This window comes from Anoxybacillus amylolyticus (genome assembly GCF_001634285.1).
Lineage (GTDB): Bacteria > Bacillota > Bacilli > Bacillales > Anoxybacillaceae > Anoxybacteroides > Anoxybacteroides amylolyticum.
This window is the reverse complement of the sequence record NZ_CP015439.1, coordinates 123,693-146,459: the sequence shown is the minus strand read 5'-3', so window position 1 is coordinate 146,459 and position 22,767 is coordinate 123,693. Positions and strand designations below refer to the sequence as shown.

Below are 22,767 nucleotides of genomic sequence, written 5' to 3'. Positions count from 1 at the left end.
GGTTGGGTCATGACACCTACGAATGCTCCTCTAGTTCGTAGCCACTGTCGTTGATGGTTAAAAGTCCTGATGGGTAGGGACGGTGCTGTCAACATCACAAGCCCTTCCAACATGGGGGAAGAGGAAGAACACTCCGAGAAAGGAGGTACACGCCTTGTTCGTGTACGTGATCAATAAGCATGGCAATCCATTGATGCCGTGCTCACCAAGAAAAGCAAGGATATTGTTAAAAAACAAAAAAGCAAAAGTAGTAAAAAGAACACCGTTCACGATTCAACTACTATACGGTTGTAGCGGATACAAGCAACCGATTTCTCTAGGTGTAGACGCAGGAACAAAACATGTTGGGCTATCCGCTACCACAAAAAATCAGGTGCTTTTAGAAGCAGAAGTACAATTGCGTACGGATATTCAAGAATTGTTAGCAACGAGGAGGCAATTTCGCAGAAGCCGGAGAAATCGAAAAACAAGATATCGAAAAGCCCGATTTTTGAATCGTAAGAAGCCAAACGGCTGGTTAGCCCCTTCGATTCAGCATAAAATGGATAGTCATATCAAATTAGTAAAATGGGTACATTCGATGCTTCCGATTACCCATATCACCGTTGAAGTGGCACAATTTGATACTCAAAAGATAAAGAATCCTGATATTCAAGGTGCAGCATATCAACAAGGAGAGCAATTGGGCTTTTGGAACGTGAGGGAGTATGTATTGTATCGAGACGGTCATACATGCCAATGGTGTAAAGGAAAATCGAAAGACCCTGTACTGAATGTCCATCATATGGAAAGCAGAAAGACGGGTGGCGATTCCCCGAGTAATCTCATTACACTGTGCAAAACTTGCCACGATAGGATTCATCGAGAGGGATTAGAACACGAAATACAGCGGAGATTCTCTTCGTTGAAAGACGCTTCCCACATGACAGCGATGCGTTGGTTTATCTGGAATGGACTAAAGAAAGTGTATCCGCATGTGAAGCACACGTATGGATATATCACAAAACACACTCGTATTGTGCATGGATTGGCAAAAACGCACATGGTAGACGCTCGTTGTATCAGCGAAAATCCTCTTGCCACACCGAGCGACACTGTGTTTCTGCTGAAATTTGTTCGTAAGAATAACCGTCAATTACACAAAGCAACGATATCGAAAGGCGGAAAAAGGAAAGCCAATAAGGCGGAACGGTTTATCAAAGGGTTTCAGTTATTTGACAAAGTTCTGTACAATAGTCAAGAATGTTTTGTGTTTGGCAGAAGAAGTAGCGGATATTTCGACCTTCGGTTGTTAGATGGCACAAGAATCCATGCTTCGGCAAGTTATAAGAAACTAAAAAAAGTGGAGCATGCGAGCACATTATTGATTGAAAGGAGGAAGGGCGATTCCTCCCCGACTTTCGCTCTCGCTTAGAAGTCGGGGTCTCCTCGCCCGATGATGATGAAAACTATCGAAACAGCAGCGCAATATGAAGAGGTCAAAAATACGAAAAAGGTTATTTTCGTTTTTTCAGCGGATTGGTGCCCAGATTGCCGGTTTATCGAGCCGGTGTTACCGGAAATCGAACAAACATTTTCCGAGTATGCGTTTTATTATGTTGACCGTGACCAACTATTAGATGTTTGCCAAAATGAAAACGTATTTGGTATTCCAAGTTTTATCGCGTATGACAACGGCAAAGAACTCGGTCGCTTTGTCAGCAAAGACCGAAAAACGAAAGAAGAAATTGAGCAGTTTATTCGCGGGCTGTAGTGAGGGATTGTGATGGACAGCAAAACGATGGCGGAAGAAATCGAACGCCGGCTAGCTCCGTACGATTGGGCGTTTCATTTCGACCGAAAAAAAGATACGTTACGCATTGAAGACAAAGAGACGAAAAAAGGGGTAACAATTTCGCTTCCAAGCATCATTGCGAAATGGGAGGAAACGAAAGAGGAAGCGATTGAAGAAATTGTTTACTATGTCGAGCAGACACTTTGCACGATGCAAAAAACATACACGTTATTCGGTAAGGAAAAAGACATTTATCCAGTCATTCGCTCTACGTCGTTTCCCACGGAAACAAATGACGGCATTCCGCTTGTATACGATGAACATACGGCGGAAACGCGCATTTATTATGCGCTCGATTTAGGAAATACATATCGACTCATTGACAAAAAGCTCATGGAGCAGGAAAATTGGGATGTTCGCCATATGAAAGAAATGGCGCGCTTTAACGTCCGTTCGCTCGCGGTTCCTGTGAAAGAAGATACGGTGGCAGGAAATACGTTTTACTTCGTCAATACAAACGACGGCTATGACGCAAGCCGTATATTAAACGAGCCGTTTTTAGCCAGCGTATCAGCGAAAATAACGGGAACGATGCTTGTTGCGGTGCCGCACCAGGACGTGCTTATTATCGCTGATATTCAAAACGACATCGGGTACGATGTGCTCGCTCAATTGACGATGAGCTTTTTTGCGAGTGGGCGTGTACCGATTACAGCGCTTTCGTTTTTATACGAAAATGGTAAACTAGAGCCGATTTTTATCTTGGGAAAAAATCGCCGCAAATAGTAAGCAAAGAAAGGGAGGATACGATGAACGTATTTTATAATCGTGACGGAATTGGAGACGTATTACTTGTTTCGTTAAAACCGCTCGATGCCGAGAAGCGAGCAATCGAGAAAAAAGGCGATGTCGTACGCATTTTCGACGAAACGACGAATGAAACGGCAGGGTACAATATTTTTAACATTTCTTCTTATTATGCGGTTCACGGGAATGGGACAGTAGAGGTAACGGATGAACTTGTGGATGTGGTGAACGAGTTGTTAGCGAAAAATGGTTTTTCGGAAACAATCGAAGCCGACTTTTCCTCAAAGTTTGTCGTTGGCTATGTGAAAGAAAAACAAAAACATCCGAACGCAGATAAATTAAGCGTTTGCCAAGTCGACGTCGGAACAGAAGTGCTGCAAATTGTGTGCGGAGCGCCAAACGTGGAGGCGGGGCAAAAAGTAGTGGTGGCAAAAATCGGTGCCGTTATGCCGAGTGGGCTTGTCATTAAAGAAGCAGAGTTGCGTGGCGTTCCATCGTATGGAATGATTTGTTCGGCCCGTGAGCTAGAATTGCCAAATGCGCCGCAAGAAAAAGGCATCCTTGTTTTGTCGGACGAATACGAAGTCGGACAGCCATTCATGCGATAATGATTGCGTAGTCACTAGGATATCTAGTGACTTTTTTTCTAAAGTTGGTAAAATAGAAAGTTGAAAAGAGAATAGAAAGAGTGACATGCCCATGAATTGGCTAAAACGCCTTATTCGGTATTTTTTTCAAGAAGAAAGCCAAGCACTAGAATACGACATACCACCACAAGCGTCAGCGCCAGAGGTAGAGGTGAAAGTGACGTATCAATATCCGTCTGGAAAATTTCGCTTTCCACTAATCCCTGATGATCGGCGATCGGTAGTTGTCGATGGCGAGCCGGTAGAAAAGGAAATGATGGACATCCCTAGCTTTACGTCCGTAAAAAGTCGCTTTGTCGGCAACCAATCGATAGAAAAAGAAAGAACAAAACGTTATTTGGCAGAAAAGCGCCCGTTTCGTCCGACCGAAGTACCTTCGCCTGTTTATGGATATAAAGCGCGTCCAACGCCAGTGGAGCGAACAACTGACGAATCAACGAACTTTAGCGAAACGAATTTTCCGCCAGAGGCAGCAATCCCTCTTCACCTAGAGGATGCGGTGTGTGAGGCGCGCCTTTTCGAAGAAGCAGTGCAGGGAAGCAAAAAAGCACCCTTTTCCGAACAAATAGCTCAAGGAAGCGAAGAAGAGAGCTTTTTCAAAGAAGCGGTGCAAGGAAGCGAAGAAGTAGTGGACGAAAGGGAAGAAGAGCTTTTGCGAGAGGAAGCACCTGCTCCTAAAGCAGCACCCCAAAAACAAGAGGTGACGAAAACGGAAGAACGAAAGCCATCGTCGCGCATCCCATACAACGTGATGATGTTGAAACAAGACCGAAAAAGATTAGAAGAAAAGAAAAAGGAAGTAGCGGATGGCTATCGTTTTCCGTCGCTTGATTTATTGCAGCCGCCACAGGCGCGAAAAGAATTCGATGAACAATGGTTACATGAACAACGAAAGCGCTTGGATGAAACGTTTCAAAATTTCCATATTGGAGCGAAAGTCGTCGGTGTGACGCAAGGACCAACGGTAACGCGTTTTGAAGTACAGCCCGCACCAGGCGTCAAAGTAAGCAAAATTACAAGCCTTGCCGATGACATTAAGTTAAGCCTTGCGGCAAAAGACGTCCGTATGGAAGCGCCGATCCCAGGAAAAAGCACAATTGGTATCGAAGTACCAAACGTTAATAGCCGTCCGGTATTCCTTCGCGAGGTGTTGCAAAGCGAAGCGTTTCGCCGGAATTCGTCACCGCTTTCCGTCGCGCTTGGGTTAGATTTATCTGGAGCGCCGATTGTCACTGATATAAAAAAAATGCCGCACGGGCTTATTGCTGGCGCCACTGGTTCTGGGAAAAGTGTCTGCATTAACGCCATGCTTGTGAGCTTATTGTATAAAGCAGCTCCGCACGAAGTGAAACTATTATTAATTGACCCGAAAATGGTCGAATTGGCGCCGTACAATCATATTCCGCACTTAGTCAGCCCGGTCATTACCGATGCAAAAGCAGCAACCGGGGCGCTCAAATGGGCGGTCGAGGAAATGGAGCGGAGGTATGAGTTGTTCGTCCATATGGGCGTACGAGATATCGAAAAATATAATGAGCTCGTGAAAAAAGAGGGAGCGCAAGAACAGCATCTTCCTTATATTGTCATTATCATTGATGAATTGGCTGACTTAATGATGATCGCTCCGGCGGATGTAGAAGAAGCGATATGCCGAATTGCTCAAAAAGCGAGAGCATGTGGTATTCATTTACTCGTTGCGACGCAGCGTCCGTCGGTTGATGTTATTACGGGATTGATTAAAGCGAATATTCCGACGCGCATTGCATTTTCAGTTTCATCACAAGTCGATTCGCGGACGATTATCGATACAAATGGGGCAGAAAAATTGCTTGGAAAAGGCGATATGCTGTTTTTAGAAAACGGTACATCGAAAACGGTGCGACTCCAAGGGAATTTTGTTTCCGATGAAGAAATCGAGCGAGTCGTCGCGCACGTGAAAGCGCAAATGCCCCCAGCTTATTTATTTGAGCAGGACGACTTTCTGAAACAAAGCACGCTATCGAACGATGGAGACGACTTATTTTATGAAGCGTGCGAATTTGTCGTGCAGCAAGGAGGTGCTTCCACCTCGAGTTTGCAAAGGCGGTTTCGCATTGGCTACAACCGCGCTGCCCGCTTGATTGAAATGATGGAGGAACAAGGAATTATTTCGGAAGCACGCGGAAGCAAACCGCGGGATGTGCTGATTACGGAAGAAGAATTAGTGCAGCTTCAAGAAAATAGCGTCTTTTGATAAAAAAGTTAGGGTGGCTTAGCAAGTGGTGGGAGTTTTCGAGATTATTCTAAAACGCGAAGTGGGGATGACGACATGATGATAGGCGAGGGAACAGAAACCATGAAAGAAATTGAATTAAAGCTACAAGGAAAAATTAAGCGGTTAACGAATAGAACGTTTAAATTTGACGAACGTATTCGCGACGGATGGTTTTCTGCCGTTTATTTCTTAAAGACGCGGGAAATTGTGCGCGAGTTTTGCCCAAACAACATTGTGACGATGCAATTTTTCCAAAAAGAACACGCCGTATTGTGCGGCACAGACGAAGTCATTGCGCTTGTGAAAACATTTGCCGATGAGCCGGAAAAGCTAGAAATTTATTCGTTGAAAGACGGCGATAAAATTAGTCCGTTCGAGACAGTGTTGACAATAACGGGATCGTATCAAAACTTTGGTTATTTAGAAGGCATTATTGATGGGATTTTAGCCCGGCGGACGTCGGTGGCGACAAACGTCTACAACGTCGTCAAAGCGGCGGCGCTATCTGGCGTACAAAAGCCGATTATTTTTATGGGTGACCGCGATGACCATTATACGCAGCAAGCGGGCGACGGATATGCGGCGTTCATTGGCGGTTCTACTGCCCAAGCGACCCATGCGATGAATGAATGGTGGGGCAAGCAAGGGATGGGAACGATGCCGCATGCGCTCATTCAATTGTTTGACGGCGATGTCGTTGCCGCAGCGAAAGCATATTATGCCAAATATCCAGAGGACGATTTAATTGTTCTTGTCGATTATAATAATGACTGTATTACAGATGCCCTTCGAGTAGCGCGCGAATTTGGCGATAAGTTAAAAGGAGTGCGCGTTGATACATCACGCACGATGATCGACCAATATTTTATTCGCCATCCGGAAGTGCTCGGCACGTTCGACCCGCGCGGCGTCAATCCACCGCTTATTTTCGCTTTACGGGAAGCGCTCGACCGCGAAGGATTCCATCACGTGAAAATTGTTGTAAGCGGGGGATTTAACGAACAGCGAATTATCGAGTTCGAAAAGCAAGGTGTGCCAGTGGATATGTATGGGGTCGGAAGTAGCTTGTTAAAAATTCATATCGGCTTTACAGGCGATAACGTTTTGCTTAATGGCAAACATCAAGCAAAAGCAGGACGAAGATACCGCCCGAATCCACGGCTAGAAAAAGTGGACTAACCGGAAATACAATTTTGATTTGCGGGAAAACTGATAGAGATATCAGTTTTCTTTTTTTCCTCATAGTCGTGAACGAAAAACAGTGATATAATGATGAAATGTGAGAATACATATTGAAATGGCAAATTCGCATCGATGTCATATACTGTGTTACAGAAGAAGCGTCAAAAAGGGGCTTTCACGTACGAGGACGCTCCAGTACTAGCCCCGCAGATAGACGATTGTTGGAGGTCTTGCTATGACTGTTTACCATTTCGTAGGCATTAAAGGAACAGGAATGAGCGCATTAGCACAAATTCTTCATGATATGAACTATACGGTTCAAGGTTCTGATGTAGAAAAGCACTTTTTTACGGAAAAAGCGTTAAACGAGCGGGGAATTCCTATTTTTCCGTTTCGCAAGGAAAACATTCGACCAGGGTTAACGGTAATTGCTGGGAACGCGTTTCCAGATACACATGAAGAAATTCAAGCAGCGCATGAACTAGGGGTTCCAGTCATCCGCTATCATCGCTTTTTAGGGGAATTTTTGAAAAAATTTACAAGCATCGCGGTGACAGGAGCGCACGGAAAAACATCGACGACGGGATTGTTGGCGCATGTGATGCAAGGAGCGAAGCCGACGTCGTATTTAGTTGGCGACGGTACAGGAAAAGGGGTGCCAGGCAGCCAATATTTTGTATTTGAGGCGTGTGAATATCGCCGACACTTCTTATCGTATTTTCCGGACTATGCGATTATGACAAATATTGATTTTGATCATCCGGATTATTTTGCTAATATTGAAGACGTATTTGCAGCGTTTCAAGAGATGGCGCTTCAAGTGGAAAAAGGTATTATTGCGTGCGGCGATGACGAATATTTACAAAAAATTCAAGCGAAAGTGCCGGTATTGTTTTACGGGTTTGGAGAAGATAATGATTTTCAGGCACGAAACGTTGTAAAGACGAAAGAAGGCACATCATTTGATGTATTCGTCCGCAATACGTTTTTTGCGTCGTTTGACATTCCGCGCTTTGGCGACCATAACGTGTTAAACGCGTTAGCCGTTATAGCGCTTTGCCATTACGAAGAAATAGATGTTCACATTATTCAAGAGCGGTTGAAAACGTTCCAAGGTGTGAAGCGCCGCTTTAGCGAAAAGCAGCTCGGCGGCCAGATTTTAATTGATGATTACGCACATCATCCGCGGGAGATTGTCGCGACGTTAGAAGCAGCAAGGCAAAAATACCCAGATCGAGAAGTTGTCGCCATTTTCCAACCACATACGTACACAAGAACGCAGACGTTTTTGCAAGAGTTTGCCGAAAGTTTGCAACTGGCCGATCACGTATACTTATGCGACATTTTCAGTTCGGCGCGTGAGCATCACGGCAAGCTCTCGATCCGCGATTTGCAGGCGAAGATTCCGCAAGCTCGCCTTGTGGAAGAAAACGATATATCGGTTTTAAAACAACATCCGCAGGCGGTGCTAGTATTCATGGGAGCAGGCGACATTCAAAAATTCCAAGAAGCATATGAACAAACCGTTCACTCGTAACACCAAGGACCGTCCTTGGTGTTTTTGGTGAGCAGAACAAAAAAGCCGGCCTGTTTCAGACCGGCAGTGTGTTATTTTAAATTTTCTGGATTGAGCGGCTCTAATTCTGGGAGGACGAAGCGCCCGTCTTTACGGATCAGCACGCCGTCGAAATAAATTTCACCGCCACCATACTCTGGGCGTTGAATCATGACCATGTCCCAATGAATGTTCGAATGGTTTCCATTGTACGCTTCGTCGTAGCATTGTCCCGGTGTGAAATGGAAGCTTCCGTCAATTTTTTCATCAAATAAAATGTCTTGCATCGGATGTTGGATGTACGGGTTAACGCCAATTGCAAACTCGCCAATATAGCGTGCCCCTTCATCTGTATTAAAAATTTTGTTGATGCGTTCCGTATCATTAGCAGTTGCTTCAATAATTTTTCCGTCTTTAAAAGTTAGTTTCACGTTTTCAAAAGTAAATCCTTGGTACGGCGATGGAGTGTTAAAGGAAATCGTGCCGTTGACAGAATCGCGTACAGGAGCGGTATACACTTCCCCATCAGGGATATTCATTTGCCCTGAACATTTAATTGCTGGAATCCCTTTAATCGAGAACGTTAAATCTGTTCCAGGACCGGTAATGCGCACTTCGTCCGTTTTTTCCATTAAGGCGACAAGTGCGTCCATTGCTTTGTCCATTTTGCTGTAATCAAGGGTACATACGTTAAAATAAAAGTCTTCAAACGCTTCTGTGCTCATTTTTGCAAGTTGCGCCATTGATGGGTTCGGATAGCGAAGCACGACCCATTTCGTTTTTGGCACGCGAATGTCGCGGTGCACCTTTTGCATAATCGTGCGCCCGTGCAGTTTCATTTTGTCGTCCGGCACATCAGCTAGTTCGTTAATGTTGTCGCCAGAGCGCAAGCCGATGTACGCATCCATTTGCGCCATGACGTTCGCTTCAAATTCTGCCATCATGGCGAACTGTTCTTCTTGCGCGCCGAGAAGAAGGGCGCGATCGACTTGCTGGTCCTTTAATAAAACGAACGGATATCCTCCGGCAGCGTACGCTTCGCGAACGAGGGCGATGACGAGTTCACGCTGCAAGCCGAAATTTTCAATTAACACTTTTTCGCCTTTTTGCAAGCGGATGGAATAATGAATTAACGTTTTTGCTAGTTGTTCAATGCGTGGATCTTTCATCTATGCTTCCTCCTATTAGGTATGTACAAGCATATTGTAACCGATTTCGTTTGATTTGTTGAATGAAATGTTTTTGCAGGAATTTGTCGAGCATATGTCGAATAATAGATTAGGTTGTAGTATTGAAGGAGGAGAAGAAGTGAATATAATTTTGTATTTAAGTGTTGCCTTGATTGCCGTTGCTTTTTTTCTTTTAGTCATTTATTTAATTAAAACATTGAAAACGGTGCAAGGCACGCTGCAAAGCTTAACAAAAACAATCGAAGGAATGGAAAAACAAATTCAAGCAATCGGCACGGAGACAGCACAGTTGCTCCATAAAACGAATGCAGTTGTCGATGACGTGCAAAAAAAAGTGGAAAGCATCAATGTTTTATTTGAGGCGGTCAAGCAAATTGGTTCGACCGTGCAAACGTTCAATGATGCACTAGTGAAAAAATGGACAGCAAACGAACAAAAACTCGTCCAAGCGTTTCAATGGAGCAATGCTTTTTTAGAAATATGGGGAAAATGGAAAGAGAAAAAGAAAAGAAAAGCAAAGGAAGGTGTAGAAGATGGGAAAAAATAATGGATTTTTATTCGGAGCGATTGTCGGTGGTGTTGTTGGCGCTGCTACTGCCATCTTTTTAACGAGTGAAAAAGGAAAAAAATGGATGACATCGCTTAATGAAAACGAAGCGCTGGAACCGCTCAAGGAAACAGCGAACGAGTGGTTAGAAATCGCGAAAGAAAAGACGAAGGAAGTTGCGAAATTTGTTCCGATAGTGAAAACCGAACCAGAAGCACCACAAGAGGAAATCACTTCGATTCCAATTCCGCTGGACAACAAAGAAAACAAAGAAAATATTGAAAAGCTATTGAAAGAAACGGAAGCAGCGCTTCACGAGGCGGAACAAAAATGGCACGATGGAACGGAGTGAGGCATATGGGGAAACAAAAATTAGAAACGATTGAACAATTCGAGCAAGTAGTAGCTGAAAAACCGCGTTTTTTGCTGATCAAACATAGTTTGACATGCCCGATTAGCCGCGCGGCTTTTGAGGAATATGAAGCATTTGTAACCGATCATCCAGAGATGGAGACGTACTATTTATTCGTGCAAGAGGCGCGCCCGCTTTCGAATTATATAGCAGAAACGTTCGGTGTCAAGCACGAATCCCCGCAGGCGATTCTGTTTGAAAACGGGGCTGTTGTATGGCATGCGTCGCATTGGAATATCACGTATGAGGCGTTAACAAAACAAGCGGGCTGAACCGATAGATGGTTCAGCCTTTTTGCACGGCATTTTCCCATACAATTTCTAAATGATCGCCTGGCGCAAGCGGTTCGTAAAATGTAACACGTTCGCCGTTTTTTAATAAATGAAACGCTGTTCCATAGGATGGGACGTCCACTTCAACATAGTTGAAAATGTCTTGGAAAATAAATGTTTCGTCTACCTGCTCAACGATTTCTATCGTTGCCTCACTTTCAATGATGTCGTTCTCTTTGAGCAGCTGTCCGTTTTTCATTACTTGAACTGCCTGTTTTGTCAGCGTCACGATTTCTCCGTTAAAGCGGACGGGGATGGAATAGGTAAGACGAAATTGTTTAGCGTCCGCTAATTCTTGAACGGTCGGTGTCTTTTGCGGGATAATGTCAATCATATCCCCGTCTTCAAAGCTAGCGGACGGTTTCACTTCGATTCGATTTTTATAAAGAGCGCCGGAAAACGGTTTGATTTCTGTCGTTGTACCGTTGATGTGTACTGTATACGGCATGGCCGCTTGCAATAAATGAGACAGCTGTAGTTCTTCTAATAATGCGGCAATCGTTTCTGGCATCTTTACGTCAATAATGTCGCGGTCATGTACCTCCCCATCAAGGGAAGCCGGTCTCCCGTTTTGGTAAACCGTTGCTTTTATTTCATACGGTTCTCCATTAATGGTGACGGTTTTATGCGGCAGTTCGTCGATGAGTTCTTTTAGGTGAATCGCTGCTTTCTTTCCATCTCTCCCTTTTTCCACCACCATTCGGTCACCGTTTTGCACGAAAGAATCTAACGAAGCAGACTCGCCGTTTTTCCATAATCGTGGTGGCTCACCGTACGTTCCAGGGATGGTGACGAGTTGGCCGTTAACCGTGACAACAATCGCCATTCCTGGTTTTCCGTACAGTTTATGAAGCGGAATGCCGGCAGCGAGTAAGCAGTCGCCAACGGTCAGTTGTTTCATATCGAATAAGCGAATGAGTTGGTCATTGACGTGAACGCTAATGTATTGCACCGGATTTTGTTTAGCGGAAATGGCAATGCCGACCGGTGTCACTAGTGCTGGACCATATACCTTCAATTCTGGCGTCACATTTAGTTTTTGAATTGCCTCGACCCCGCGGATGGCAACGCGATTTTCTGGAAGGTGAAGCTGCTTAGCAAGCCGCTTCGGAAGTTCTGGCGTTAAGCTGCCGCCGCCGACGAGCATGACCGCTTTTGGCGGTTTTCCACCATTTAACGCGAAAATTTCTTTGCTAATCGCCTCTGCTAAACGGTCAATGGCAGGCGAAATTGCCGCAATCATCTCTTCGCGCGGCACGTCGGTTTCAAATCCTAAAATATCGGTAATCGTCACCGTTTCGTTTACAGAAAGTTCGCGCTTCGCTTTTTCGGCAAGCGGAAAATCAAGCAAATAATGGTCGGAAATTGCTTCGGTAATTTCGTCACCGGCAATCGGCACCATTCCATAGGCGACGACAGTGCCAAGGTCAGTAATAGCGATGTCGGACGTGCCTGCCCCGATATCGACGAGCGCGACGTTTAAGCGGCGCATCGTCGGTGGAATAAGGACGTTAATCGCTGCAATCGGTTCAAGCGTCAGCGCTTCCATTTCCAGCTCTGCTCGTTGTAAAGCTGCTAACAGCGATTCGACGACGATTTTTGGCAAAAACGTCGCAATCACCTCGACCGTTGCTTCTGTTCCTTGCTGGTCAATTAAGCTGCCAATTTCTTGGCCGTCGATTTTGTAGTGGACGACAGAGTAGCCGACGCAGTAGTAGTGGTGGCTTTGTTCGTGTTGCTGTGCGGCGAGTGTTGCTTGTGCTTGCTGCACAGCGCTTAATTCTAAATGGGTCACATCTTCTTTCGTCATCATTGGCTTGCCGGCAATGGAAAACGTCGCTTCCGCCCGTACGGTTTTTAACGCTCTTCCTGCGGCGGCGACGGATACTTTTTTTAACGATCCATATTTTTGTTCTAATTCGTTTTTCATGTCCATAATGGTAGAAGCAACGGCTGGCACGTCATGAATTTGTCCGTCGAGCATCGCCCGTTCGCTATGTTCTTTCATCCTCAACTCTAATACTTGATAACTTCCATTCGTTTCTTGTAAAATAACTCCAACAACGGAACGGGTTCCGATATCGAGCGCAAAAATGGCTGTTTCGTTATTCACGGATCATTCACCCTTCTTTGCAAAATGTCATACACTACTTTATCGCTTAAAAGCGTTTAACTGATAAAGTTTTTTCGTGACAATCGTATCCATTTGCATTATAATAATGTCTAATTATTAGAAATGTATCATATTTTTCAGTTTTTATAAAGAAAGGATGAGAGAAAGAATGAGCAATGAAAGATTAGATGAGTTGCGAGCAAGAGTCGACGAAGTGAACTTGCAAATTTTAAAATTGATTAATGAACGGGGACGCCTTGTTCAGGAAATTGGAAAAATTAAAGAAACACAAGGGACCTACCGGTACGATCCGGTTCGCGAGCGTAAAATGCTTGATTTAATTCTTGAACATAACGATGGCCCGTTTGAAACGGCGACATTGAAACATATTTTTAAAGAAATTTTTAAAGCAGGGTTAGAATTGCAAGAAGATGACCACCGGAAAGCGCTTCTTGTTTCACGGAAGAAAAAGCCAGAAGATACGATTGTTGATGTCAAAGGTGAAAAAATCGGTGATGGCAAGCAATACTTTGTCATGGGGCCATGCGCGGTCGAAAGCTATGAGCAAGTAGCCGAAGTAGCGAAAGCGGTGAAAAAGCACGGCTTGAAATTATTGCGCGGCGGCGCTTATAAGCCAAGAACATCCCCATACGATTTCCAAGGACTCGGATTAGAAGGATTGAAAATTTTAAAACAAATTGCGGATGAGTATGAGTTAGCGGTCATTAGCGAAATCGTTACGCCGGCAGATATTGACCTTGCGCTCGATTACATTGACGTCATTCAAATCGGAGCTCGCAACATGCAAAACTTTGAATTGTTGAAAGCCGCAGGGCAAGTGAAAAAACCGGTATTGTTAAAGCGCGGATTAGCGGCGACGATTGAAGAATTTATTAATGCAGCAGAATACATTATGTCGCAAGGAAACGACCAAATCATCCTTTGCGAGCGCGGCATTCGCACATATGAGCGTGCGACGCGGAATACGTTAGATATTTCAGCAGTGCCAATTTTAAAGAAAGAAACGCATTTGCCGGTATTTGTCGATGTGACGCATTCGACCGGACGCCGGGACTTATTGCTTCCTTGTGCGAAAGCGGCATTGGCAATCGGTGCAGACGGTGTCATGGCCGAAGTTCATCCAGACCCAGCAGTGGCTTTGTCAGATTCAGCGCAACAAATGGACATCGACCAATTCAACGAATTTATGGAAGAATTAAAATCGTTCCAACGACAAATGGTAAGAGTTTAACCTCTCTCTCCCCCTCCACTTGTATCATAGGTGGAGGGGTTTTTTACGTAATGTATGAAAACATTTGCAAAATGTTTGCGAAGCCATTGCGATTAGCCCATAATGTATCGTATGATAAATCTACATAAATAGGCAAGATTCGCGGTATGAGAAAATAGATTGAGGAGTGAAAGGAAATGAATGTAACGATTTATGATGTGGCGAGGGAAGCGAACGTGTCGATGGCGACCGTGTCGCGTGTCGTCAATGGAAACCCGAATGTGAAGCCATCCACAAGAAAAAAAGTGTTGGAAGCAATTGAGCGGTTAGGGTATCGGCCAAACGCAGTTGCTCGCGGGCTTGCAAGCAAAAAAACGACGACGGTTGGCGTGATTATCCCTGACATTTCGAGCATCTTCTTCGCTGAACTAGCTCGCGGAATTGAAGATATCGCAACGATGTATAAATATAATATCATTTTAAGCAACTCTGACCAAAATAAAGAAAAAGAGCTGCATTTATTGAACACGATGCTTGCAAAGCAAGTGGACGGTATTTTGTTCATGGGAGGCAACATTACAGAAGAGCACGTGAACGAATTTCAAAAATCAGATGTGCCGATTGTGCTTGCGGCGACGATTGAAGAAAACCATCTCATTCCTTCTGTCAACATTGATTACGAGCAGGCAGCGTTTGAAGCAGTAACACATTTACTGGAAAAAGGGCATGCGCGCGTTGCTTATATTACAGGACCGGCAAACGACCCGATCAATAATAAAAAGCTCGCAGGATATCGCCGCGCGTTAGAGGCGCGTGGCATCGCTTACGATGAAGCGCTTATTGTCGAAGGGGACTATTCGTATGATTCTGGCATTGAGGCGTATGAAAAAATAGCGGAGTTAGAAGAAAGACCGACAGCGGTATTTGCCGGAACGGATGAAATGGCGCTTGGTATTATCCACGGTGCACAAGACCATGGAATGCATGTGCCAGAGCAATTGGAAGTCATCGGTTTCGATAATACAAGACTAGCAACGATGGTGCGCCCGCGCTTAACAACGGTCGTTCAACCAATGTATGACATCGGTGCTGTCGCGATGCGCTTGCTTACGAAATACATGAATAAAGAGCGTGTCGAAAACCATATCGTCGTCTTACCACACCGCATCGAATACCGCCAATCCACAAAGTAAAAAAGAAAAGCGGACGCGTCTGTTTAGCTTTCGAAGCAAAGCGTTCTTCCGACGAGAAGCGCTTGGTTGTAAACAAAGCCTGTGAACGTTTCACAGGCTTTGTTTCATGTTTGAGCGCTGGTTGCGAATCGGATAGAGCGCTTTTTCGACCGTTTGGGCATTTTTTTCGGTAATTTCCGCCTTGCGCGGAATGGGCGGGTATAACATGTCGGGGTCGTCCCATTCCTGCGGAAGCGGCACTGGGGCGTGCGGCTGCCATTTATCAAGCCATGCTTTCGGAAGGTTGCCTGAAATGTTTGATTGTTCCGTCATTTCAAGCCAGATGAGCGCCCAAGCACGCGGAACGACCCGCCAAATGTCATATCCCCCACCGCCGACAGCTACCCAGCGTCCTTCGCAATATTGGTGTGCAATTTCATGCGCAATTTTCGGAATTTGCCGATACGTTTTCATCGTCACCGACAAATGGGTAAGCGGGTCATAATAGTGCGCATCAGCGCCATTTTGCGTTAAAATAATGTCGGGTTTAAAAAAGGCGGCAATTTCGCGAAACGCTTGCGTATACGCATCAAGCCATGACTCATCTTCCGTAAACGCATCGACCGGGATATTGAACGAAAAGCCGTAGCCTTTCCCTTGTCCTCGCTCCGTAATATTTCCTGTCCCTGGAAACAAATACCGTCCTGTTTCGTGAATTGAAAACGTGCAAACGTTTGGGTCGTCATAAAACGCCCACTGCACTCCATCCCCATGATGCGCGTCCGTATCAACGTATAGCACGCGTAATCCGTACCGCTCCTGCATATATTTAATCGCTACCGCGCTGTCGTTATAAATGCAAAAACCAGATGCTTTGCCGCGGAAACCATGATGAAGCCCTCCTCCTAAACTTAAGGCGTGCGCTGCTTTTCCTGACATGACGTAATCGACAGCGGTTAATGTCGCTCCTACTAACAGCGCGCTTGCCTCATGCATATTCGGAAAAACGGGCGTATCTTCGGTGCCAAGCCCATAATTCATTGCGGTCTCTTCCGACAGTCGCCCTTGCCCGGCAGCTTTCACCGCATCGATATACGCGCGGTCATGGATGAGTTCGAGTTCTTCATCTGTCGCCATGCGCGGGGAAACAATTTGCTCATCCGTTAGTGCTTGCATCTCCCTCAGTAATTCATACGTCAGTTTTACCCTCAACTGGTTGAACGGGTGTGCATCATGAAATTTGTAAAGCTGAAAGTCATCTGAATACACGAATACGCAACTTGTTTTCATGATGAAACCCCCGGCAAGTTCGGCCATAATACGGTATACCCCGCGCTTTTTAAATCGCCGATTACTTGAATAGGATTCATCGTTTGAATGCGGAATACGAGAATTTTATAGCGTTCATCTTTATCAGGGTAGACAAGGACGCTAGCAATATTCACATTTCGCTTCGCAAAAACGGCCGTTACTTCGCTTAATATGCCGCTCAAATTCGGCACTTTCACTTCGATTTGTGAGCCAGGTTGGTGTGCTCCTGTTAGTTGCACAAGCGTATATAATAAGTCCGTTTCTGTAATAATGCCGACGAGCTTTCTGTCTTTCGTAATCGGCAAACAGCTAATGCGATTTTCGTAAAATAAAGCGGCAACTTCTTCGACGAAATCGAGTGGATGACCGGTAATCACATCCGTTTTCATAATCGTATGAACTGGTTTTTCAAAATCCTCTAAATGTTCACATGCATCAAAAATCGATGGACTGACATCGCGAATATCGCGGTCTGTCACAATGCCGACGACGTGTTGCTCTTCGTCGACGATCGGAAGATGGCGGATTCGGTGCTGCTTTAATAGCTGTATCGCTTCGGCAATTGTCTGATGTGGCTGAAGTGTTGCCACGTTTGTTTTCATGATTTGCTCGACAATCATTCGTAACCCTCCCCCTTTGTTTTCCCCTAATACATAAACCGATTCATAAACCGAAGACGGTCAAATTTTTGAATCGACTCTTGATCGACTCGTTTTCCGATGCGCGCCATTAAACAGTTGGCTGGGTGGGAGCATATCTCTGGATCATCGGTCGCATACCAAACGAGACCGCCGGCATTCATCATTTTCTCCATCACTTTTCGATACTCCCATACGTTAAGGCCTGTCCGCTTCAAATCCCAATGCCAATAATACTCGGTTGTGATGATAATATAGTCCTCCATCGCATCATCCATCATCGACACGATTAATAAATTTTTACCGACTTGATAGCCGCGAAATTCGGGGATGACTTCAATTGCCCCTAATTCAATTAAATTCTCCATTTTTCCTTCCGACCAGCGCTCAAGTGGGTCAGGATACAAAAACGTCACATAGCCGACGATCGTTTGCTGGTGCCGCGCAATAATAATTCGTCCTTCCGGAAGGCGAGCGATGTCGATTAACGCTTGATGTTGCTGTTCGGGTTGGCGGAAGGCGGTTAAATCATGATGAAATTCATAGGCTGCCAATTTTTCAGCTGGCACTGGCCCTTCGATAATAAGAGTGCCTTTTGGTGTTTTTAATTCCTTGGCATTATACGTTTTTTTATGTTCCATTAAGCCACCACCTGATTACATTTTCTATCTTTCATTATACATAAAAACCGAAAAGTTAAAGCGTTTTCAAAAAAAAATTCTTTATTTCCAAAATAAAATTTTTTAAAAATTGAGAAATCGAAAAAGTTATACTATAATGGGAATGTAATCACTTACATAAAGGGGGAACTAGGGGAATGAAAGTAGAAATGCTACCGGTCATACAAGGGGAACATAACTTAAAAAACTATGAAGAAACGTATCGAACGTTCGACTGGTCGGAAACAGAAAAACAATTTTCATGGGCCGAAACAGGACGAGTGAATATGGCTTATGAAGCGATTGATCGCCACGTAGAGACGTTCCGGAAAAATAAAGTGGCGCTTTACTATCGCGACGCTTCGAGAGAAGAAAAATATACGTTTAAAGAAATGAAAGAGTGGTCGAACAAAGCCGCAAACGTATTCAAACAAGTGGCAGATGTGGAAAAAGGCGACCGGGTGTTTATTTTTATGCCGCGCTCTCCGGAATTGTATTTTGCGGTTCTTGGCGCAATTAAAGTCGGCGCGATTGTTGGCCCATTGTTTGAAGCATTCATGGAAGGAGCGGTGCGCGACCGGTTAGAAGACAGCGAAGCGAAAGTGATTGTGACAACAAAAGAACTGCTTCCGCGCGTTCCGGTCAATGAGTTACCAGCGCTAAAACACGTCTTGCTTGTCGGCGACGATATTGTTGAAGAAGGACCATACGTGGACTTTAAAAAGCGAATGAGCGAAGCGAGCAAACATTTTGATATCGAGTGGGTTGATCGCCAAGACGGGTTAATTTTGCATTATACGTCTGGTTCGACTGGAAAGCCAAAAGGTGTCTTGCATGTGCATAACGCGATGATTCAGCATTATCAAACAGCGAAATGGGTGCTTGATTTAAAAGAAGACGACGTCTACTGGTGTACAGCTGACCCAGGCTGGGTAACAGGGACATCGTACGGCATTTTCGGACCATGGTTGTGCGGCGCTTCGAATGTCATTGTCGGCGGTCGGTTCAGCCCAGAAGCATGGTATAAAACAATTGAAGACTATGGTGTTACCGTTTGGTACAGTGCACCAACGGCATTCCGCATGTTGATGGGAGCAGGCGATGAGTTGGTGAAGAAATTTGATTTAAGCTCATTGCGCCATGTTTTGAGCGTCGGAGAGCCGTTAAATCCCGAAGTGGTTCGCTGGGGGATGAAAGTGTTCCATCGCCGCATCCATGATACGTGGTGGATGACAGAAACAGGGGCACAGCTCATTTGTAACTATCCGTGCATGGAAATTAAGCCAGGCTCTATGGGTAAGCCGATTCCAGGGGTGAAAGCAGCGATTATCGACGACCAAGGCAATGAGCTTCCTCCTTATCGGATGGGGAATTTGGCTATTCGCAAAGGATGGCCGTCGATGATGAAGACGATTTGGAACAATCCGCAAAAATATGAATCGTACTTCATCGGTGATTGGTACGTTTCCGGCGATTCGGCGTACATGGACGAAGACGGCTACTTCTGGTTCCAAGGCCGAATCGATGATGTCATTATGACCTCTGGTGAGCGGGTCGGTCCGTTTGAAGTAGAAAGCAAACTCGTCGAACACCCAGCCGTCGCCGAAGCAGGGGTCATCGGCAAGCCAGATCCGGTACGCGGCGAAATTATTAAAGCGTTTATTTCGCTTCGTGAAGGGTATGAGCCGTCGGAAGAATTAATTGAAGACATTCGTCAGTTTGTGAAAAAAGGATTAGCAGCTCACGCGGCACCACGCGAAATCGAGTTCCGCGATAAATTGCCGAAAACGCGCAGCGGTAAAATTATGCGTCGCGTCTTAAAAGCGTGGGAATTGAACTTGCCAACAGGCGACTTATCGACAATGGAAGACTAAAAAAGGAGGCTGACGGTTGATGTCAGCCTCTTTCTATTGTCCCGAGGGGTTCGTTGTTTTTTCTTGGGTTTCTTTTGTTGTTACCGGTGTTGTAAAGGAAACGAGGTTGGACGGTGCGGATTCGTTCCCACTAATATCAACAGCGGTCACGTAGTAGACACCGGTTGCAGACGGAACGGTAAATGACGGAGATATTCCAGATTTTAGCGTCGCTACTACTTGAAATGGCAATCCCTCTTGCTCTGCTCGATATATACGGTAGCCAATCACATCTGGCTCACGATGTGCTGCCCACGTCAATTTCTTGCTAACCAATTGTACGACAAGTGGGTCGGGACGTTTGCCGTTTTCTTTCAGTTCAGCAAAGATACCGACGTTTTTCCATTTAGATAAATCAGGGAATAGTTTCGTAAGATCAGTTTCTTTTATTCCCCATTCTTCGAGTAATTGGGCATTCACCCCTACCCCGTCGCTTGTAAACTCTTGGGGTGTAGTTGGGAGCGCAGCGTACCGTTGGCCGTTTACTTCGACAAATTTTCCGCTCATTAACGAATGATCCTCTTCTGTCGGCACAAATTTAGCGTTATACAAATCATAGCTGACTAATCCAGCTTTTTCGCACATCGCAGACGGAATGAGACCTGATACGGTGCAGTAAGAGCGGCGAACGATGCCGCCTGGCATATGAAAGCGCTCTTTTGGTGCGATGACGTCCGGCTTGACATCGTAAGCTGCGTTCATCAGTTGTGCCCATAGTAACAAGTTTCGTTTGCTATAGGTCAAGCCTTTATATCTCATCTCTAGGGGACGTGGCGTATCATAACCGATCCACGTTCCAAACGTAACGTTTGGATTCGTTGCGACAAACCACGCATCTTTATTATCTTGTCCTGTTCCTGTTTTCCCTGCCCAATCGGCGCGGAATTTTAAAAATGAGGGAAGCGCCGCTGCCGTTCCTTGACGAATAACATCACGCATCATGTCGATTGTTAAATAGGACGTTTGTGGCGAAAAGACGTTGACTGGCTCGCTTTTATGTTCGTAAACGACCTTCCCATCTTTCGCGACAATTTTCTCAATTAAATATGCATCCACGAATGTTCCGTAATTCCCAAACGTAGCGTATGCGTTGACGTTTTCTTCGACCGTCACCCCTTTTGTTAACGCACCGAGCGCCATTGACAAGTTAGTAGCGTCTGCCTTCGTCAAACTAGTAAAGCCCATTTTTTCTAAATACGTCATCGGTCGTTGATTAATGGTTTTCATATATGTGCGCACGGCTGGGATGTTATACGAATATTGCAAGGCGCGGCGCACCGATACGAGTCCATGCGTCTTGTGATCGGCGTTTTTTGGACGGTATGTTCCACTTGGTGTTTGCACGTTTAAATCAATATCTGGAATGACTGTTCCTGGTTGCACGATACCCATTTCCATCGCTGGCGCGTAGACTAATAGCGGTTTCATCGTTGAACCGTTCGAACGATATGCTTGGGTGGCGTGGTTTAGTTGTTCACGATGATAATTTCGTCCCCCGACAAAGCTAATGATGCGCCCTGTCTTGTTTTCGATCAGCATCGCCCCGACTTCGACTGGTTCTACTTTTGTGACGATTTTGCCCGTTTTCTTATCTTTTTCCTGCATGACAATATCGCTTCCGAAATACGGATATTTCGCAACAACTGCTTGCATGCGATCGTAAATATCTTTGTCGATGGTTGTGTAAATGTCGTATCCGTTTTGTCGAAGTTGTCTTTCTGCCATTGCCTTATATTCTTCGTATAAAGGAGAATTATTTTGTAAATCTTTTTTTGTATAGCCGTCTTTTTTTGCGAGTACGTCTGCTAAAATCGCTTTTGCCCGCTGTTCAATTTCCATCGTTAGCCATGGATATTTTTCAAATGGCGATGGCTTTGGTGGGGCGAGATGTTTAGTGATGTCATACGCCAGCGCTTCGTTGTATTGTCTTTCAGAGATGAACCCCGCTTTTTTCATTCGTGTTAATACTGTTTTCATCCGCTGCAAGGCAGGAGAAATGTCTTTTTTCACTTCCCCGTCGCTCGTAAACGGAGTATATCCGAAGGGGCTTTGCGGGAGTCCTGCCAAAAAGGCGGCTTGTGCTAAATTTAAATCTTTTGCATTTACGCCAAATACCCCTTGCGCTGCTGCTTGGATGCCGGCGATGTTGCGGCCGGAGGAGTTTCTTCCAAAAGGGACGACGTTTAAATACGCTTCTAAAATTTCGTCTTTGTTAAAAAAGTGTTCGAGGCGAAGGGCGAGCAAAATTTCTTTAGCCTTTCGTTCAAACGACACTTCGTTCGTTAAAATTTGATTTTTGACGAGCTGTTGGGTTAACGTACTTCCTCCTGTACGAAGGGAAGAATTTGTTGTTTCTTGGAATAAGGCGCGAATAATCGCTTTTGGCACGACGCCTTTATGTTCGTAAAAATATTCGTCTTCGGTTGCAATAATTGCTTTAATGACATAGGGGGAAACGTCTTGTAAAGGAACCTCTTCCCGTTCGATGTCGGAACGGAAGCTCCCTAAATAGACGCGATTTGCAAAATAAATATGCGTCGTTTCTTCATAGTTGTAAATGTCTTTTTTCATCTCGGTATACGATGGGATATGCATATCTTTTACTAAAGAAGCAAAGTAACCTGCACCGACACCGAACGAAAAAGAAACGGCGCAAAGCAATACAACAGCGAGTACAAGTAGTACGTTCCATGCAATTTCGTATGTAACGTATAATCGTCGCAACAAATTTGGAAAGGAAATAGGCTGTTTTGCTTGCTCCATACACAACCTCCATATACGTCTGAAAATTACTTTTATTATACCATACCGCTTGTCTAATATTATGTTTTTTTGTCATTTTTCTGTTAAGCAGTTTGACAATTTGGGGGGATTGTGGTAAAAACATGTATATCGAAAAAACGATACAGAAAAGCGATGACAGGAATGAGTAGTGGTTATCTCCCTGTTTTAGAGAGCTGGTGGTCGGTGCGAACCAGTACAAAGATAAGCGCGAATTACCTCCTCGAGCTTCTTTTGCGAACGGCGCTG

General features: G+C 45.0%; 19 protein-coding genes and 1 other annotated feature (1 of these 20 cut by a window edge). Of the genes, 13 read left to right on the top strand and 6 right to left on the bottom strand.

Annotated elements, in window-relative coordinates:
• Positions 1-154 precede the first annotated feature (154 nt).
• The 7 genes from iscB to murC all read left to right on the top strand — a co-directional run bounded on the left by iscB (position 155) and on the right by murC (position 8,201).
• Complete coding sequence (iscB, locus tag GFC30_RS15205; RefSeq protein ID WP_066327738.1) at positions 155-1,414, top strand: RNA-guided endonuclease IscB; 1,260 nt, start codon at positions 155-157, stop codon at positions 1,412-1,414.
• Between the two features lie 27 nt (positions 1,415-1,441).
• On the top strand, positions 1,442-1,753 hold the full coding sequence (locus GFC30_RS15200; protein WP_066328010.1) for a thioredoxin family protein: 312 nt from the start codon (positions 1,442-1,444) through the stop codon (positions 1,751-1,753).
• 12 nt (positions 1,754-1,765) lie between these two features.
• Complete coding sequence (locus tag GFC30_RS15195) at positions 1,766-2,560, top strand: DUF1444 domain-containing protein (protein ID WP_066327732.1); 795 nt, start codon at positions 1,766-1,768, stop codon at positions 2,558-2,560.
• A 23-nt stretch (positions 2,561-2,583) separates the two neighbouring features.
• On the top strand, positions 2,584-3,189 hold the full coding sequence (gene ytpR / locus GFC30_RS15190; protein ID WP_066327730.1) for a YtpR family tRNA-binding protein: 606 nt from the start codon (positions 2,584-2,586) through the stop codon (positions 3,187-3,189).
• Between the two features lie 91 nt (positions 3,190-3,280).
• A complete protein-coding gene (locus GFC30_RS15185) occupies positions 3,281-5,461 on the top strand; it encodes a DNA translocase FtsK (RefSeq protein ID WP_066327727.1) in 2,181 nt (726 codons plus the stop codon).
• Positions 5,462-5,563: 102 nt separating this feature from the next.
• Positions 5,564-6,661 carry a nicotinate phosphoribosyltransferase gene (locus GFC30_RS15180; protein WP_066328008.1) on the top strand — a complete coding sequence of 366 codons (1,098 nt, stop codon included), beginning with the start codon at positions 5,564-5,566 and terminating at the stop codon, positions 6,659-6,661.
• 238 nt (positions 6,662-6,899) lie between these two features.
• The gene (murC, locus tag GFC30_RS15175; protein WP_066327724.1) at positions 6,900-8,201 is read left to right on the top strand and encodes a UDP-N-acetylmuramate--L-alanine ligase; all 1,302 of its coding nucleotides are present in this window, start codon (positions 6,900-6,902) and stop codon (positions 8,199-8,201) included.
• A gap of 71 nt (positions 8,202-8,272) precedes the next feature.
• On the opposite strand, the gene GFC30_RS15170 is transcribed toward murC, so the two are convergent.
• Positions 8,273-9,388 carry an aminopeptidase gene (locus tag GFC30_RS15170; RefSeq protein ID WP_066327722.1) on the bottom strand — a complete coding sequence of 372 codons (1,116 nt, stop codon included), beginning with the start codon at positions 9,386-9,388 and terminating at the stop codon, positions 8,273-8,275.
• Positions 9,389-9,527: 139 nt separating this feature from the next.
• On the opposite strand from GFC30_RS15170, the gene GFC30_RS15165 reads away from it, so the two are divergent.
• Genes GFC30_RS15165 through ytxJ form a run of 3 tightly spaced genes read left to right on the top strand, consistent with a single transcriptional unit; the run spans position 9,528 to position 10,640 of the window.
• Positions 9,528-9,956, top strand: coding sequence for a DUF948 domain-containing protein (locus tag GFC30_RS15165; protein WP_066327721.1), 429 nt, complete (start codon positions 9,528-9,530; stop codon positions 9,954-9,956).
• Positions 9,943-10,308 carry a YtxH domain-containing protein gene (locus tag GFC30_RS15160; RefSeq protein WP_066327720.1) on the top strand — a complete coding sequence of 122 codons (366 nt, stop codon included), beginning with the start codon at positions 9,943-9,945 and terminating at the stop codon, positions 10,306-10,308. Before GFC30_RS15165 ends, GFC30_RS15160 begins: the two co-directional genes overlap by 14 nt.
• A 5-nt stretch (positions 10,309-10,313) precedes the next feature.
• Complete coding sequence (gene ytxJ / locus GFC30_RS15155; RefSeq protein WP_066327717.1) at positions 10,314-10,640, top strand: bacillithiol system redox-active protein YtxJ; 327 nt, start codon at positions 10,314-10,316, stop codon at positions 10,638-10,640.
• A gap of 13 nt (positions 10,641-10,653) precedes the next feature.
• Here the strand turns inward: ytxJ and GFC30_RS15150 are convergent, their stop codons facing one another.
• Positions 10,654-12,813: a cell division protein FtsA gene (locus GFC30_RS15150; RefSeq protein WP_066327715.1), complete on the bottom strand. Its 2,160-nt coding sequence runs from the start codon at positions 12,811-12,813 to the stop codon at positions 10,654-10,656.
• 169 nt (positions 12,814-12,982) lie between these two features.
• Between GFC30_RS15150 and GFC30_RS15145 the strand changes: the two genes are divergently transcribed.
• Both GFC30_RS15145 and ccpA read left to right on the top strand, forming a co-directional pair.
• Positions 12,983-14,065 carry a bifunctional 3-deoxy-7-phosphoheptulonate synthase/chorismate mutase gene (locus tag GFC30_RS15145; protein ID WP_066327713.1) on the top strand — a complete coding sequence of 361 codons (1,083 nt, stop codon included), beginning with the start codon at positions 12,983-12,985 and terminating at the stop codon, positions 14,063-14,065.
• A 176-nt stretch (positions 14,066-14,241) separates the two neighbouring features.
• Complete coding sequence (gene ccpA / locus GFC30_RS15140; RefSeq protein WP_066327711.1) at positions 14,242-15,237, top strand: catabolite control protein A; 996 nt, start codon at positions 14,242-14,244, stop codon at positions 15,235-15,237.
• A 90-nt stretch (positions 15,238-15,327) separates the two neighbouring features.
• Here the strand turns inward: ccpA and GFC30_RS15135 are convergent, their stop codons facing one another.
• From GFC30_RS15135 to GFC30_RS15125, 3 genes are read right to left on the bottom strand one after another with little or no spacing between them, the layout of a single operon-like run.
• On the bottom strand, positions 15,328-16,506 hold the full coding sequence (locus tag GFC30_RS15135) for an acetoin utilization protein AcuC (protein ID WP_066327709.1): 1,179 nt from the start codon (positions 16,504-16,506) through the stop codon (positions 15,328-15,330).
• Positions 16,503-17,147, bottom strand: a complete 645-nt coding sequence (locus tag GFC30_RS15130; RefSeq protein WP_066327708.1) for an acetoin utilization AcuB family protein — start codon at positions 17,145-17,147, stop codon at positions 16,503-16,505. Before GFC30_RS15130 ends, GFC30_RS15135 begins: the two co-directional genes overlap by 4 nt.
• Before the next feature lie 26 nt (positions 17,148-17,173).
• Positions 17,174-17,806: a GNAT family N-acetyltransferase gene (locus GFC30_RS15125; RefSeq protein WP_066327707.1), complete on the bottom strand. Its 633-nt coding sequence runs from the start codon at positions 17,804-17,806 to the stop codon at positions 17,174-17,176.
• Between the two features lie 176 nt (positions 17,807-17,982).
• On the opposite strand from GFC30_RS15125, the gene acsA reads away from it, so the two are divergent.
• On the top strand, positions 17,983-19,698 hold the full coding sequence (gene acsA / locus GFC30_RS15120; protein WP_066327705.1) for an acetate--CoA ligase: 1,716 nt from the start codon (positions 17,983-17,985) through the stop codon (positions 19,696-19,698).
• A gap of 33 nt (positions 19,699-19,731) precedes the next feature.
• On the opposite strand, the gene GFC30_RS15115 is transcribed toward acsA, so the two are convergent.
• Entirely contained in the window at positions 19,732-22,500 is a 2,769-nt protein-coding gene (locus GFC30_RS15115) for a transglycosylase domain-containing protein (protein ID WP_066327703.1), read from the bottom strand.
• Positions 22,501-22,644: 144 nt separating this feature from the next.
• Positions 22,645-22,767 (top strand) — a binding site (T-box leader); it runs 97 nt beyond the window's last position.